Origin of the sequence: Pseudomonas sp. CFBP 8758 (genome assembly GCF_014841725.1) — a bacterium.
GTDB classification, from domain to species: Bacteria; Pseudomonadota; Gammaproteobacteria; order Pseudomonadales; family Pseudomonadaceae; genus Aquipseudomonas; species Aquipseudomonas baltica.
In genome coordinates, this window is the sequence record NZ_JACYUK010000004.1 from 350,912 (window position 1) to 365,074 (window position 14,163).

At 63.7% G+C, this 14,163-nt stretch carries 15 protein-coding genes; 6 read left to right on the forward strand and 9 right to left on the reverse strand.

What is annotated here, in order from left to right:
• Window positions 1-22: 22 nt before the first annotated feature.
• The 3 genes from IFT75_RS11015 to IFT75_RS11025 all read right to left on the reverse strand — a co-directional run bounded on the left by IFT75_RS11015 (window position 23) and on the right by IFT75_RS11025 (window position 2,859).
• Window positions 23-838, reverse strand: coding sequence for a sugar phosphate isomerase/epimerase family protein (locus IFT75_RS11015; protein WP_185795187.1), 816 nt, complete (start codon window positions 836-838; stop codon window positions 23-25).
• Between the two features lie 69 nt (window positions 839-907).
• Window positions 908-1,960, reverse strand: coding sequence for a Gfo/Idh/MocA family oxidoreductase (locus IFT75_RS11020; protein ID WP_185795186.1), 1,053 nt, complete (start codon window positions 1,958-1,960; stop codon window positions 908-910).
• Between the two features lie 122 nt (window positions 1,961-2,082).
• Window positions 2,083-2,859 (reverse strand): IclR family transcriptional regulator, encoded by a 777-nt coding sequence (locus tag IFT75_RS11025; RefSeq protein ID WP_192054791.1) that lies wholly within the window; start codon window positions 2,857-2,859, stop codon window positions 2,083-2,085.
• Window positions 2,860-3,002: 143 nt separating this feature from the next.
• Here IFT75_RS11025 and IFT75_RS11030 point away from each other — a divergent pair, with 143 nt between their 5' ends.
• Both IFT75_RS11030 and IFT75_RS11035 read left to right on the forward strand, forming a co-directional pair.
• Entirely contained in the window at window positions 3,003-4,724 is a 1,722-nt protein-coding gene (locus IFT75_RS11030; protein WP_192054793.1) for an FAD-dependent oxidoreductase, read from the forward strand.
• Between the two features lie 24 nt (window positions 4,725-4,748).
• A complete protein-coding gene (locus IFT75_RS11035) occupies window positions 4,749-5,573 on the forward strand; it encodes an aldo/keto reductase (protein WP_185795183.1) in 825 nt (274 codons plus the stop codon).
• Between the two features lie 126 nt (window positions 5,574-5,699).
• Here IFT75_RS11035 and pcaG read toward each other — a convergent pair whose 3' ends face one another.
• Both pcaG and pcaH read right to left on the reverse strand, forming a co-directional pair.
• On the reverse strand, window positions 5,700-6,305 hold the full coding sequence (gene pcaG, locus IFT75_RS11040; RefSeq protein ID WP_192054795.1) for a protocatechuate 3,4-dioxygenase subunit alpha: 606 nt from the start codon (window positions 6,303-6,305) through the stop codon (window positions 5,700-5,702).
• An 11-nt stretch (window positions 6,306-6,316) separates the two neighbouring features.
• Window positions 6,317-7,036 (reverse strand): protocatechuate 3,4-dioxygenase subunit beta, encoded by a 720-nt coding sequence (gene pcaH, locus IFT75_RS11045; RefSeq protein WP_122475410.1) that lies wholly within the window; start codon window positions 7,034-7,036, stop codon window positions 6,317-6,319.
• A gap of 142 nt (window positions 7,037-7,178) precedes the next feature.
• Between pcaH and ypfJ the strand changes: the two genes are divergently transcribed.
• Window positions 7,179-8,066: a KPN_02809 family neutral zinc metallopeptidase gene (gene ypfJ / locus IFT75_RS11050; RefSeq protein ID WP_122475412.1), complete on the forward strand. Its 888-nt coding sequence runs from the start codon at window positions 7,179-7,181 to the stop codon at window positions 8,064-8,066.
• Window positions 8,067-8,108: 42 nt separating this feature from the next.
• On the opposite strand, the gene IFT75_RS11055 is transcribed toward ypfJ, so the two are convergent.
• The 4 genes from IFT75_RS11055 to IFT75_RS11070 all read right to left on the reverse strand — a co-directional run bounded on the left by IFT75_RS11055 (window position 8,109) and on the right by IFT75_RS11070 (window position 11,053).
• On the reverse strand, window positions 8,109-8,696 hold the full coding sequence (locus tag IFT75_RS11055) for an HAD family hydrolase (RefSeq protein ID WP_122475414.1): 588 nt from the start codon (window positions 8,694-8,696) through the stop codon (window positions 8,109-8,111).
• A complete protein-coding gene (gene tesB, locus IFT75_RS11060; RefSeq protein ID WP_122475415.1) occupies window positions 8,693-9,562 on the reverse strand; it encodes an acyl-CoA thioesterase II in 870 nt (289 codons plus the stop codon). Before tesB ends, IFT75_RS11055 begins: the two co-directional genes overlap by 4 nt.
• A gap of 93 nt (window positions 9,563-9,655) precedes the next feature.
• Entirely contained in the window at window positions 9,656-10,216 is a 561-nt protein-coding gene (locus IFT75_RS11065) for a GNAT family N-acetyltransferase (RefSeq protein ID WP_185795179.1), read from the reverse strand.
• 171 nt (window positions 10,217-10,387) lie between these two features.
• Entirely contained in the window at window positions 10,388-11,053 is a 666-nt protein-coding gene (locus IFT75_RS11070; protein ID WP_185795178.1) for a GntR family transcriptional regulator, read from the reverse strand.
• A 254-nt stretch (window positions 11,054-11,307) separates the two neighbouring features.
• Between IFT75_RS11070 and IFT75_RS11075 the strand changes: the two genes are divergently transcribed.
• The 3 genes from IFT75_RS11075 to IFT75_RS11085 are packed head-to-tail and all read left to right on the forward strand — an operon-like array spanning window position 11,308 to window position 14,157.
• Entirely contained in the window at window positions 11,308-12,555 is a 1,248-nt protein-coding gene (locus IFT75_RS11075; protein WP_185795177.1) for an NRAMP family divalent metal transporter, read from the forward strand.
• Between the two features lie 28 nt (window positions 12,556-12,583).
• On the forward strand, window positions 12,584-13,354 hold the full coding sequence (locus tag IFT75_RS11080) for a LamB/YcsF family protein (RefSeq protein WP_185795176.1): 771 nt from the start codon (window positions 12,584-12,586) through the stop codon (window positions 13,352-13,354).
• A gap of 5 nt (window positions 13,355-13,359) precedes the next feature.
• Entirely contained in the window at window positions 13,360-14,157 is a 798-nt protein-coding gene (locus IFT75_RS11085) for a putative hydro-lyase (RefSeq protein WP_197975864.1), read from the forward strand.
• The last annotated feature ends 6 nt before the right edge of the window (window positions 14,158-14,163 follow it).

The following is a 14,163-nucleotide window of genomic DNA, read 5'->3' on the forward strand; positions in this document are numbered from 1 at the left end:
CACAGAGGCCGGTGACCCCACCCTAGATCCCAGCCAATAACACCTGGGTTTTCTCGAGGGCCGTCCGCGCTCTTTCATAAGCGCTCACACCCTGTTCCAGCAAGCGCGCCGTGGGTATCTCCAGGCTCAATGGCACATCGTCAGGCAGTGCCCGCAGCAGGCCGACCAGGTCGCAATCACCGTCTCCGGGAAAACGTCGTTCCTGGCGCGCCTGGCGCAGTATCTCCGCCATGTCATCGGGACGCGGGCCCGCCACGTCGCACAGCTGGGCATAACGCAAGCGGTGCGCTGGCAGGCTGCGCAGGTCTTCGAGTCGCGAGTTGGAGCGGTCGAAATGAAAGGCATCGACCAGGATGCAGGCATTGTCGCGACCGGCCTTGTCGAGCATGACCATCGCGCTGGCCAGGTCCGGGCAGTCGGTCCAAGGCATGAATTCCAGGTGCGGATGGATGCCATAGGGCCGCGCCAGGTCACACAGCTGGGCCAAGTTGTCGCTGGCTCTTTGCACGTCTGGATCATTACCCGCCACCAGCAATTCGCTCGCGCCGAACTCGGCGCCCAAGGCCAGGTGAGCTTCGAACTCCGCCACGCGGGTAAACGGCTTGAGCCGCAGGATTTCGATGTCCAGCACCTTGATGCCGGTATCACGCAACCGTGCGGCAGTCTGGCGTTGCAATGCCTTGTCGCGCAGCAAAGGATAATGGTGCTCTTCGGCGGTAGCCGGCTCGGTACGCAGGCCGACATGGCTGTAGCCGGCGCGGGCAGCGACTTCGACCATCTCGGGGGGCGACAGCTCGAGCACCGTCAATGCGGCCAGGGACAGGATGCGGTGAGTCATGGGCGGCTCCTTGGGGCGTGAAAGGGATGACGGTGGCCAGGGCACGAGGATGTCAGCCAAGCAACCGGGCTAGCCCAAGGCGCGTGGCGCACAGGCGCATCCGCTACGCATCGCTTCGCCGATGGCGTCGACCAACGCCAGGGTGCGCGCGGCATCCGCTGCGCTCACCAGTGGCTCGGCGCGCCCATGCGCGACCTCGACGAAATGCTCCAGCTGCACGCGCAGCGCCTCTGCGGAATCAAAGGTTTCCTGCACCTGCAGCAACGGCTCATGCCAACCCGCACCCGGTTCAGCGTAATGCCAGCGCCTGAGTTGCGGCACGCTCAGCGCACCGGCAGTGCCAGCCAGCAGGTAGCACGGCTGATCGGCCTGGCGTGGATAGACCGGGTTCTCGCCCGAGCCGAGCTCCCAGCTCCAGGGCGCAGCCACACCGTCGGAACCGGTCAAGGTGCCCAGCGCGCCGTTTTCGAACTGCAGCAACACCGCCAGACTGTCGTGGTTGCCGAAGCCGCGAATGCCATTGCTGCCGAAGGCCTGCACCTGGCGGACTTCGCCGCACAGGTAGCGCAGCAGATCGAGGTCATGAATCAGGTTGGTCAGCAGCATTCCGGCCCCTGGTTCGCGGCGCCAGGCAATGTCGAAATAACTGTCGGGTTTCTGCAGCTGCCACAACGCCGTCACCGTGGTCAGGCGGCCGAGCACGCCGCTTTGCACGACTTGCCGGGCCCGGCTGATCATCGGGTTGTGCCGCCGGTGATGACCGACCAGGACCGGTACGCCGCTGGCGGCGCTGGCAGCCACCAGCGCGGCCACTTCGTCCAGATCGACCCCCACCGGTTTTTCCAGCAGCACGGGCACACCGGCTGCCAGGCAATCGAGTGCCGTGCGCACATGCTGAGCATTCGGGTTGGCAACGATGACAGCTGCAGGCGCTACCTGCGCCAGCATCTGTCGATGATCGGTGAAATGCGGCACCGCACATTGCGCGGCAAAGGCCTCAGCGTGAGGGCCGGGGTCGGCGATGGCGCAAAGTTGTGCTGAGTCTATTTCTCGCAGGTGCTGGTAATGCTGTCGGCCCATGGTGCCGGCACCGATCAGGGCAATTCGCAGAGGGACGGTCACGATGAAATCCTTTGTTTTTATTCTCTGCGCTTATTTAGAACCGAGTTCCGGAATATTTCAAGTCATGGATAACGGATTGGCGAGGAATCGGTGGACCAAGACCACACCGCTGGTTCCAGCGCTCAGCTGAACAGCTCCGACGCCAGGCTGACCTGAGACAGCTCCTGTGCCGCAGCCAACAGCCCATTGGCCAATTCGTGCATGCGTGTCTCGGACAGTCGCGCGCTGGGCCCGGCCACACTCAGTACGCCCACCACATGGCCGTCCCGCGGATGCCGTATCACCGCCGCCAGCGCCGAGGTGCCCAATGCCGAACTCTCGACGACCCAGGCATAGCCGGCCTCGCGGGCCAGGCGCAGACGTTCCAGCAGATCGGCATTGGAACGCGGCGCATTGGGCCCGAAGTCTTCACCAGCGGTAATCCCCTGCTGCTCCACCAACGCCAGTGCCTTGGCATCACTGAGCGAAGCCAGCCAGGCATGCCCTGAAGCGGTGTAGAACAAAGGCGCATCACGCCCCATTTCCGGGTCGTAGCGCAGGCCGGAACGAGCGCCCTGGGATTTGGCGATCCACGTCTGACGGTCGCCCTCGACCACGCCCAGCCGGACCAGCTCACCGGTTGCCTGGGCCAGGCGATCGAGAATCGGCTGGACGATATCGGCGCCACTGCCGGACAGGTATTGAAAACCCAGCGCCACCAACTTGGTCGACAAGTGATAGCGCAGGGTTTCCGCGCTCTGCCGTACATAGCCCAGTCGGGCCAACTCGGTGAGCATGCGGTGAGCTGCGCTTTTGGGCATTCCCAGCTGTTCGGCAAGGGCTTGCAAGGCTTGGCCGCGTGGTTCGTTGGCAAGGCTTTCAAGCACGCTGAACGCCCGTTCGATCTGACTGCCGGCCATGGTGAGGCTCTCGTGAAGTTGGAACGCGATGAAAAATTCCGCTGATTCTACACTTGGCGATTCGGGCGGCAATCCATAGAATGTGGAACTCGATTCCATAAAATTACAATTCATCGGACGTGTATACCTCGGAGATTCATCCAATGCAGGGGCCTGACAGCGAAACGAAGAGCGTGGACTGCGACGTGCTGGTCATCGGCTCCGGCGCTGCTGGCCTGGCCACCGCAGTGACCGCCGCCTACCACGGGCTGCGTGTGATCGTGGTCGAAAAGGACAGCACCTTTGGCGGCGCAACTGCCTGGTCCGGCGGCTGGATGTGGGTACCACGCAATCCGCTGGCGCGCCGCGCCGGCATTGACGAAGATCCGGCGTTGCCGCGCACCTACCTGCAACATGAGTTGGGTGAGCACTTCGATCCGGCACGCATCGATGCCTTTCTCGAGGCGGCCCCGCACATGGTGGCGTTTTTCGAGAAACACACCAGCCTGCAGTTCGCCGATGGCAATGCCATCGCCGATATCCACGGCGATACACCGGGTGCCGGCACCGGTGGCCGTTCGGTGATCGCGGCCCCCTATGACGCACGCCAGCTCGACAAGAAGCTGCTCAAGCGACTGCGCAGAACGATGCGCGAAACCTCCTTCCTGGGCATGCCGATCATGGCCGGCGCCGACCTGACCGCCTTTCTGACCCTGACCCGCTCGTGGCGCTCGCTGCTGCACGTGAGCCGGCGCGTGGCTCGACATATGCTGGACCTGGCCCGACACGGCCGCGCCATGCAGCTGTGCAACGGGGTGGCACTGGTCGCTCGCCTGGCCAAATCGGCCGATGACCTGGGCGTGCTGCTGTGGGAGTCCGCGCCTGTCCGGCGCCTGTCGAAGGAAGGCTCACGCGTCTGCGGCGCCGTGATCGAGACTGCCGAGGGCGAAGTGGTGATCAAGGCGCGCAAGGCCGTGATGCTGGCCACCGGTGGCTTCGCTCATGATATCGACCGACGCCGGGCACTGTTCCCGCGAACGCCCAGCGGCCACGAACACCTGGCTCTGCCGCCGCTGGGCGTAAACGGCGATGGCCTGCGCCTGGGCGAGACCGCCGGTGGCGAGGTGGCCACCGGATTGGCCTCGGCCGCAGCCTGGTGCCCGGTGTCCCGAGTGCCCTACGCCGACGGCAGCATCGGCCACTTCCCGCACATCATCGAGCGCGCGAAGCCGGGCATCATTGCCGTGCTGGCCAACGGCAAGCGTTTCGTCAACGAAGCCGACGGCTACTATGACTACGTGAAAGCCATGGTAGCCCATGCCCCCGGCGAGGAAGTTGCCTCATGGCTGATCTGCAGTCACACCTTCCAGCGCCGCTACGGGCTGGGCATCTCACGGCCGTTTCCGCTACCGCTCAAGCCGCACATCGACAGCGGCTATCTCAAGGTAGGCGACACGCTGGAGGCGCTGGCCGCTCTATGCGGCATCGACCCGAACGGGCTGCGATCTACCGTAGACCACTTCAACGAGCACGCGCACCTAGGCCGAGATCCGCAGTTCGGCCGCGGCGGCAGCGCCTACAATCGCAAGCAGGGCGATGCCCTGCACCGGCCCAACCCGTGCGTGGCGCCGATCGAACAGGGGCCTTTCTATGCGGTCAAGGTTGAAGCGGGCAGCTTCGGCACCTTCGCCGGGCTCAAGACCAACGCACAGGCGCAGGTGCTCGACAAGCAAGGCCTGCCGATTGCCGGGCTGTACGCCGCGGGCAGCGACATGGCCAGCATCATGGGCGGCCACTACCCGGCCGGGGGCATCAACCTGGGCCCTGCCGCCACCTTCGGCTATATCGCCGCCCGGCACATGGCCGGGGCCACCCATCACGAATGACCGCCAGCGGAACAGGAGACCGACATGCAACTCATCACCAACGCGCAGCACCTGAAGATGCCGAAACTGGGCCTTGGCACGTGGCCAATGCTCGGCGACGAATGCACCACAGCCGTGATTCAAGCCCTGGACCTGGGTTACCGCCATATCGACACGGCTGCTGGCTACAACAACGAGGCCGCGGTGGGCCGTGCCTTGACCGAGTCCGGCGTGCCACGCGGCGACATTCATGTCACCAGCAAGGTCTGGTGGGACAAGCTGGCGCCCGACGCCATGCGCGAATCGTTCCAGAACACCCTGAACGCCCTGCAAAGCGACTACATCGACCTGTTCCTGATCCACTGGCCTGGCCAGGAGGGCTGGGATGTGAAAGCGGCCATCGACACCCTGGTGTCGTTCAAGCAGGACGGCCGTGCGCTGAACATCGGCGTGGCGAACTTTCCCCTGCCGCTGCTGCGCCATGTCATGGAGGATTTGAACGCACCGTTGGCGGCGATCCAGGTTGAATACCATGTGACCCTGGGCCAGAACGCCCTGCTCGACTACGCCCGCAAACATGACATGGCGCTGACCGCCTACAGCCCGTTGGTGCGCAACCAGGTGTCGCAGATTCCCGAGCTGCAGGCGATTGCCGAAAAGCATGGCGTGCTACCGACTCAGGTGGCACTCAAGTGGCTGCTGGATCAGGACAATGTCGCCGCGATCCCGAAAGCGGCCAGCAAGGCCAACCAGCAAAGCAACCTGGATGCGTTGAAGGTGCAGTTGGACGATGAAGATCGTCGGATCATTGCGGCGTTGCCCAAGGATCAGCGGTTGGTCAGCCCGGATTTTGCGCCGAAGTGGGATTGAGGCAGGGCTTTGAATCGCGGTGCTCCCATTCGCGGGCAGAGCCCGCTCCCACAGATTGCCCAGTGGTCACATGGGAGACCTGTGGGAGCGGGCTCTGCCCGCGAATCAAGGCACCGCAATATCTGATCAGAAATCGAAAAACACCGTCTCCCCTTCCCCTTGGATACGCATGTCGAAGCGGTAGGCCAGCTTGCCGTCCACCTCGCAGCGCGTTGCAATCAGGGTTTCCCGGCGCGCGGGTTGTTCGATCAGATTCAGCACCGGATCCTTGCCATTGGCCTCGGCCTCATCGCTGAAATACAGCCGCGTGTGCAGGTGAATGTTTACCCCGCGGGCGAACAGACTGATGTTGATGTGCGGCGCCATGGGTACGCCAGCGGCGTTGTTCACCATGCCCGGCTTGATCGTCTGCACGGTCCATTCGCCGGCATCGAACGTAGTGGCAGTACGGCCAAAGCTGTTGAAGGGTTGTTCCTGGTCGAAATCGATGTGGTAGTGGCCCTGATCATCGGCCTGCCACAGTTCCAGGAACGAGTCGCGCACCAGATGGCCATTGCCGTCGTAGACATTGCCCAGCAGCAGGATGTGCTCACCCGGCGCCTCGGGCTTGGCCATCTGGTTCCAGATTTCATGCTCGCGCGGCTCGATGCCGGCGGCCGCCAGGGCCAGGCCGATGTGAACGTAGGGGCCAGCCGTTTGTGACGGGGTTTCTTTAAGCAGTTCGATAGGCATGTCGATTCCCCTCAACGGTTTTCGAAGTGAGTCTTGCGCTGACCGCGCAGCACGATGTCGAAACGGTAGGCCAGGCAATCCATGGGATTGGCGTTGGCCATGTCCAGCCTGGCGATCAGGCTCTGCACCGCCTCGGGGTCGTTTATCGACTTGACGATGGGGCACATCGGGATCAGCGGGTCGCCTTCGAAATACAGCTGGGTGATCAACTTGGTGGCGATCGACGGGCCGCTCACCGAGAAATGCACGTGGGCCGGGCGCCAGTCGTTCGGCCCATTGCGCCATGGGTACGGGCCCGGCTTGATGGTACGGAAACTGTAGTAGCCCTCGCTGTCGGTCAACGTGCGACCGACGCCGCCGAAGTTGGGGTCCAGCGGCGCCAGGTAGCGGTCGTTCTTGTGCCGGTAGCGGCCACCGGCGTTGGCCTGCCACATTTCCACCAAAGTATTGGCAATCGGTTTGCCGAATTGGTCGCAGACGCGCCCGGCCAGAATGATCCGCTCACCGATCGGCAAGCCACCATGGTTGTAGTTGAGCAGCAGGTCATTGTCGAACTCGCCGAACTTGAGGTGGGCGAAATTAGGGCCGGTGCTTTCACTGGCCGACTGCGGAATGCTCACCAAGGCCTGGCGCGGCGAGCGCATGGTCGAGGTCTTGTAGTCCGGCGTCAGCGCCTTGGGGTGCCAGTTGCGATCACGGATGATGAAGCGACTGCTGTCTTGGGAAGACATGCCGTTCTCCTGTTATTCGATTTATAGAGGACCTGTTTTCAGGCTTCGTACTAGTCTCAAGGAAATGGCCGACAACGAATATTGAAAAACACGGTCACAGGCATACCCGAATGGTTATGCATGAATCGAGTGAGGATTTGCCATGTTATGGAAGAAAGGCCGACGCAGCGATAACGTCGTGGATGCCCGCGGTGATGGTGGCGGCAGTGGCGGCGGCGGGATGCGCATGGGCGGCAAGGGCCTGAGCCTGACCGCCGTGGTGCTGATCGTCGGCTTCGGCCTGCTGACCGGGCAGGACCCCATGCAGATTCTCGGCGAACTGACCGGCCAGGGTCAGCAGGCCGCGCCGGTCGACACCAGCCAGCGCAAGGCGCCACCGGCCAACGACGAGCAGGCCGAATTCGTCAGCACGGTACTGGGCGATACCGAGGACACCTGGAAGCAGATCTTCCAGCAAGGCGGCCAGACCTACAAGGAACCCAAGCTGGTGCTGTTCAGCGGCCAGGTGCAGTCGGCCTGTGGCCACGCGACGGCAGCCAGCGGACCGTTCTATTGCCCGGCCGACCAGCAGGTGTATCTGGACATGGCGTTCTTCCGCGAAATGTCCCAGCGTTTCGGCGCCGCCGGTGATTTCGCCCAGGCCTACGTGATCGCTCACGAGGTGGGTCACCACGTGCAGACCTTGCTGGGTGTGTCGGATCAGGTGCAGAAAGCGCGTCAGGGTGGCCAGCGCATGGAAGGTGCCAATGGCTTGCTGGTGCGTCAGGAACTGCAGGCCGATTGCTTCGCCGGGGTCTGGGCGTTCAATGGGCAGAAGCGCTTGAACTGGCTGGAGCCGGGTGACATCGAAGAAGCCTTGAACGCCGCCAATGCCATCGGCGACGATCGTCTGCAGCAGCAGGGCCAGGGCCGTGTAGTGCCCGATTCGTTCACTCACGGCACTTCGGCACAGCGCGTACGCTGGTTCAAGGCCGGCTTCGCCCAAGGCCAGATTGCCCAGTGCGATACGTTTGCGGCCAAGAGCCTCTGAATGGTTTGCCCACCACCACCTGCCCAGCAGGTGGTGGCGGGTTCAGATCAGTTCGCGCAGGTGTTTGCAGTCCAGCGCATGCCAGTCCGCCAGCTCCGGCCAGAGGTTTTCTGGCTGATTCACCAGCACCGTGGCGGTGCCCGCCGCCCGACCTGCCAGCAGGTCCATTCGATGATCCCCCACCATGACCATCTCCGGCTGGCGTACGCCCCAGGCGTCGGCCAGGTGCAATAGCCCGGCCGGGTCGGGCTTGTGCACAGCTTCGTCGCGGCCCAGCACATCGTCGGCCTGAAAGCAGTCGGCGATGCCGATCGCCTGCAGGCTGATGTGTGCCAGTTCGCGCGCGTTGCGCGTGAGGATGCCCAGGCGATGGCCACGCTCGGCCAGTTCGCGGACCAGTTCCACCGCGCCCGGTGCTGCCGTCGACGCTACGGCCAATGCACGCTCGTGTTCCAGCAACCAGGCATGCTTGGCATGTGATTCTTCGGCCGGCAAGGTGGCCAGGTGGTCAAGGATGTCGGCCTCCTGCGGAATTTCCAGATGACGGCGGATGGCGGCGAAGTCGTGCACGGCCACCGTCAGCGTGCCGTCCAGGTCGAACACCCAATGGCGAACCCGCGCCAGGCTCAAGACCAGTCCTGCCGATGGCGGATCAGACCTTCCTGGGCCGAAGAGGCCACCAACTGGCCGGCGCGGTTGTACACGCTGCCGCGGGCGAAACCACGTGCGTTGCCCGCCCAGGGGCTGTCCAGGGCATACAACAGCCAGTCGTCGGCGACCAGGTTGCCGTGGAACCACAGCGAGTGATCGAGGCTGGCGATCTGCATGTCACGGTGCCACACCGACTTGCCGTGAGGCAGCAGCGAGGTGGTCAGCAGGTTGAAGTCCGAGGCATAGGCCATGACGTACTTGTGCAAGGCCGGGGTCTGGGCGAGTGCGCCGTCGGCGCGAAACCAGATGTATTTGATCGGGTCGGTCGGCGTGGGGTTGTACGGGTCGCGCTCGGCCACCGGGCGCATCTCGATGGGTTTGCCGCACAGCAGTTTGTCGCGCATGTGCGCAGGGATCAGATGGGCCACCTGCTGCATCAGCTCAAGCTCGGTGGGCAGGTTTTCCGGGCCGACCACCTCGGGCATCACACTCTGGTGGGCAAAGCCTTCTTCGTCGTACTGGAACGAGGTGGTGCCGGTAAAGATCGGCTGGCCCTTCTGCACGGCGGTCACCCGGCGCGTGCTGAAACTGCCGCCGTCACGCACTCGGTCGACCATGTACACCACCGGCAGCTGGGCGTCGCCGGGGCGCAGGAAGTAGCCATGCAGCGAATGCACGTGGCGATCGGGCTCCACCGTCTGGCTGGCGGCCGACAACGACTGGCCCAGCACCTGGCCACCGAACAGCTGGCGAAAGCCCAGGTCCTGGCTGCGGCCGCGGAACAGGTTTTCTTCTATGGGTTCCAGGCTCAGCAGCTCGACCAGATCGTCCAACACATGGCTCATTCAAAACTCCTCGGCATAGGCAACACCCACATAGGCAGAACCAAATGGGCGCAATGATAGCGGACACTTGTACTGCGGACACCTGTGGGAGCGCTAGCGGGTGTGCTGCCACTGATCCTGGGTGATGCGGTACAGCATGTGCCGCTGCAATTCATGCCCGGGCAGGTTCGGGTGGTCGAAGTCGCCCTCGTGGTCGCGCAACATGCCGATCGATTGCATCACCTTTTCCGACGACACATTGGCCACCGCCGTGAACGCCACCACCTCATCCAGCCCCAAGCGATCGAAGGCGCAAGCCAGGCAGGTCCAGGCCGCTTCACTGGCGAAACCCAACCCCCAATGCTCATAGGCCAGACGCCAGCCAATCTCGGTAGCCGGGGCAAAAGGCGCATCGAAACCTACCTGGCCCAGCCCGGCGAAGCCGATGAACTGCCCACTGTCCTTGCGCTCCAGCGCCCACAGGCCATAGCCCAATTCGGCAAAGTGACCGCGCACACGACCGATGACCGCTGCGCTCTGCAGCCGTCCCAAGGTTTCGGGAAAATAACGCATGACCCGCGGATCGGCGCACATGTCGGCAAACGCGGGCAGATCGCTGTCACGCCACTGACGCAAGATCAGTCGCGCACTTTCAAGTTGGAGGATCCCGCTCATTGCTGATTCCTTGTCGATACCCGCCCGCCCCGACCCGATTCGGCCTGGCAAGCACCTTCCCGCTCATTTCGAACGCGAGGTGGCAAGGGAGTTTTCACGGCAAGACCAACGGCGCATGCAGGCATGTCGAGCAGCCATTTCGACCGGACGCGTTTCGCTCGGCCTGGCGGGCTAGCGCCGGGTACTGCGCTCCCAGGCGGCCAGCACCGTACGCTCCGAACGCACCAGATAGGCCTCGAGCAACTGCGTGGCCTCTTGCGCACGCCCCTCTTCCAGGCAATGCAGAATGCAACCGTTCATGTCCAGGTAGGGCATGTGCAGGAAGCGCGGATCGTCGAGCAAGCCGAAGGCCAGCCGCAATTGCGCCGATATCTGCGCATAGAACGCCTCCAGGCGCGGGCTGTCGGCCAATTCGACGACCGCCTGGTGGAACATCATGTTGGCCGTACCCACGGCCTTCCAGTCCTTGGCCTCGCCCGCCTGCTTGCCCATGGCAACCGCTTCGCGCATGCGCACGGTGCCTGGGTGCAGCGGATAGCCTTGGGCAAGGGCCTGGCACTCGATGAAGCGGCGTACCCGGTAGATGTCGATGATCGACGCCATGTCGGGCACCGCCACGGTCACGCCGCGGTTTGGCTCGTGTTTGAGCAAGCCTTCACGGGTCAGGCCCCTGAAGGCCTCGCGCAGGGTGTTGCGCGAGATCTGCAGGGTTTCCGCCAGGGCAGCCTCGGAAAGGCGCTGGCCAGGGACCAGTTCACCTTCCACCAGCATCCGGCGAATCTCCTGGGTAATGGATTCACCCAGGGAACGAGGCGCAGAAAGTGAGAGGTCGTTCATGTACGGTCCAGGGTCGGAAAAGTCGATTCGATGTTCACCCACTGCCAGATCTCAGGCAAGGCGAATGGCACTTCTGTGCATCATTAAGTAACAGCGCTCCTTGCAAGCGTTACAAACTGGTGCACATTGTGGGTTACTTCAAAACGTATTGTTGAACAATCCAAAGCATACAGATCAACACCTTCCGCCGGATCGACAGGCTCTGGCATGTTCATTGCTCTGTCCCTGTCATCTCCCATCGCAGGAACGATGCCGTGACACAGACAGCCGCGACACAGACCGCCAAGGATTTCACCAAGGCGCGTCGCTCTTCCCTGATCGCCGCGATCTTCATGATGGCGACCTCGGCCATCGGCCCGGGCTTCATCACTCAGACCGCCACGTTCACGGCAAAAATGGGCGCGGCGTTCGCGTTCGGCATCCTGGCGTCGATTCTCATCGACTTCGTGGTCCAGTTGAACATCTGGCGCATCGTCACGCTGACCCGCATGCGGGCGGCCGACATCGCCAACAAGGCGATTCCAGGCAGCGGCTACTTGCTGGCCGTACTGGTCATCTTCGGCGGTGTGGTGTTCAACGTCGGCAACATTGCCGGTGCAGGCCTGGGCCTGAATGCACTGATGGGGCTGGATCCGAAATGGGGGGGCGCCTTGAGTGCGCTGATGGCCATCGGAATTTTCCTGTCTCGCCGTGCAGGCCTGGCCGTGGACAGAATGATTGTGGTGCTGGGCCTGGTGATGATTGGCATGACGCTGTTCGTCGCCTTCGCTTCCAACCCGCCGCTGGGTCAGGCGTTGTACCAAACCATCCTGCCGGAAACCGTGGATTTCGCCATCATCACCACCATCGTCGGTGGCACGGTGGGGGGATACATCACCTACGCCGGCGCCCATCGCCTGCTCGATCGCGGCACCACCGGGATCGAGAATCTACAGGCGGTGAACAAGGCGGCTTTGAGCGGCATCCTGGTCACCGGCCTCATGCGCTACATCCTCTTCCTCGCCATTCTTGGCGTGGTAGCCAGTGGCGTGGTCATCGACATTTCGGGTCAGGGCGCAAATCCAGCGGCGCAGGCCTTCCAGGCCACCGCAGGCGAGTTCGGCCTGCGCATCTTCGGCCTGATTCTCTGGGCGGCCGCCATTACCAGTGTGATCGGTGCGGCCTATACCTCCATCTCGTTCATCACTGTTTTTTCGCCCACTATCAGCGAAAAGGCACGCAACCGTGCCACCACCGTGTTCATTGCCGTGTCGCTGCTGATCTATGTCCTGATGGGCACGGCGCCTGCCGCGCTGCTGCTCTTCGCGGGTGGTTTCAATGGCTTGATCCTGCCCATCGGTTTGAGCATCTTCATCTACGTGGGCTGGCGCCGGTCCGACCTGATGGGCGGCTACCATTACCCTCGCTGGCTGCTGGTGCTGGGCCTGCTGACGTGCCTGCTGACCTGGTACATGGCGATCAAATCGGTCGGGCCGATCTTTGCCTTCCTCAAGGTCGTATGAGCCAGAACAATTACAAGGAATCTCTGCAATGCCAAGCATCGATATCAACAGCGACCTGGGTGAAAGCTTCGGCGCCTGGAGCATGGGCGACGACGATGCCATGCTCGACATCGTCACCAGCGCCAACGTTGCCTGCGGCTTCCACGCCGGCGATCCGGCCGGCATCCTGCGCACTCTCAAGGCTGCCGCGGCCCGGCAGGTCAGCATTGGCGCCCATGTGTCCTACCCGGACAAGGTCGGCTTCGGCCGCCGCAACATGGATGTGGCCAGCGACGAGCTGACCGCCGACGTGATCTACCAGATCGGTGCCCTGCAGGGCCTGGCCCAGGCCGCCGGCACCCGCGTCAGCTACGTGAAGCCCCATGGCGCTTTGTACAACACCATCGCCCACGACCGCCGTCAGGCGCTGGCGGTGATCGCCGCGATCCGCGCCGTCGACTCGCGCCTGGTGCTGGTGGCTCTGGCCGGCTCGAGCCTGATCGAACTGGCACGTGAGCAAGGCCTGACCTGCATTGCCGAGGCCTTCGCCGACCGCGCCTACACCCCAGAGGGCACGCTGGTTTCACGGCGCGAGCCGGGCGCGGTGCTGCACGATCCGCAACTCATCGCCCAGCGCATGCTGCGCCTGGTCGAAGACGGCACCCTGGAAGCGATCGACGGCAGCATCACGCGCATCCAGGCCGACTCGATCTGCGTGCACGGCGACAGCCCGGCCGCCGTGGCCATGGCCCGTGAGCTGCGCCGGGTAATGGAGCAGGCGAACATGCGCCTGCAAGCGTTTGCCGGAGACCGACCGTGAGCGCCCTGAAGCTCGCCGCCCGGCGCGCTGTCGACGCCGCCCGCGCAGCGCGCGCGGGCTACCGTGGTGGTCTGGTTGCACCTTCTGCCGGGATCGCGCCGGGCATGACCCAGGCCAACCTGATCGCCCTGCCCCGCGACTGGGCCTATGACTTCCTGCTGTACGCGCAGCGCAATCCGAAAGCCTGCCCCATCCTCGACGTCACCGATGCGGGCAGCCCGCACACCGTACTGGCAGAAGGCGCCGACCTGCGCACCGATCTGCCGCTGTACCGGGTCTGGCGCAACGGCCAGTTGGCCGAAGAGATCAGCGACGCCCGCCCCGCCTGGGCCGAGCACGACGACATGGTGACCTTTCTCATTGGCTGCAGCTTTACCTTCGAAACCGCGCTGCAGGAAGCCGGTATCGAAGTCCGGCACATCGCCGACGGCAGCAATGTGCCGATGTACCTGAGCAACCGTGCCTGCCGCCCGGCCGGGCGGCTGCGCGGTGACATGGTGGTGTCCATGCGCCCTATCCGCGCCGACCGCGTGGCCGAAGCCTGCACCATCACCGCCCGCTATCCCTCGGTGCATGGCGCGCCGGTGCACGTGGGCGACCCGGCGCTGCTGGGCATCGCCGACCTGGCCCATCCCGACTTCGGCGAAGCCGTGCGCATCGAACCGGGCGAAGTGCCGGTGTTCTGGGCCTGTGGCGTCACGCCCCAGGCGGCGGTCATGGCGTCGGGCGTGCCGTTCGCCATCACCCATTCGCCGGGCCATATGTTCATCACCGACGTGCCTGACAGCACGTACCACGTCTAGGAGATT

Bases quoted from the DNA above. Each gene is read 5' to 3' on its own strand.
- IFT75_RS11035 (WP_185795183.1), top strand. From the start codon at position 4,749: ATGCAACTCATCACCAACGCGCAGCACCTGAAGATGCCGAAACTGGGC.
- IFT75_RS11070 (WP_185795178.1), bottom strand. From the start codon at position 11,053: ATGAACGACCTCTCACTTTCTGCGCCTCGTTCCCTGGGTGAATCCATT.
- IFT75_RS11080 (WP_185795176.1), top strand. From the start codon at position 12,584: ATGCCAAGCATCGATATCAACAGCGACCTGGGTGAAAGCTTCGGCGCC.
- pcaH (WP_122475410.1), bottom strand. From the start codon at position 7,036: ATGTCTTCCCAAGACAGCAGTCGCTTCATCATCCGTGATCGCAACTGG.
- tesB (WP_122475415.1), bottom strand. From the start codon at position 9,562: ATGAGCCATGTGTTGGACGATCTGGTCGAGCTGCTGAGCCTGGAACCC.
- IFT75_RS11065 (WP_185795179.1), bottom strand. From the start codon at position 10,216: ATGAGCGGGATCCTCCAACTTGAAAGTGCGCGACTGATCTTGCGTCAG.
- IFT75_RS11030 (WP_192054793.1), top strand. From the start codon at position 3,003: ATGCAGGGGCCTGACAGCGAAACGAAGAGCGTGGACTGCGACGTGCTG.
- IFT75_RS11025 (WP_192054791.1), bottom strand. From the start codon at position 2,859: ATGGCCGGCAGTCAGATCGAACGGGCGTTCAGCGTGCTTGAAAGCCTT.
- pcaG (WP_192054795.1), bottom strand. From the start codon at position 6,305: ATGCCTATCGAACTGCTTAAAGAAACCCCGTCACAAACGGCTGGCCCC.
- ypfJ (WP_122475412.1), top strand. From the start codon at position 7,179: ATGTTATGGAAGAAAGGCCGACGCAGCGATAACGTCGTGGATGCCCGC.
- IFT75_RS11015 (WP_185795187.1), bottom strand. From the start codon at position 838: ATGACTCACCGCATCCTGTCCCTGGCCGCATTGACGGTGCTCGAGCTG.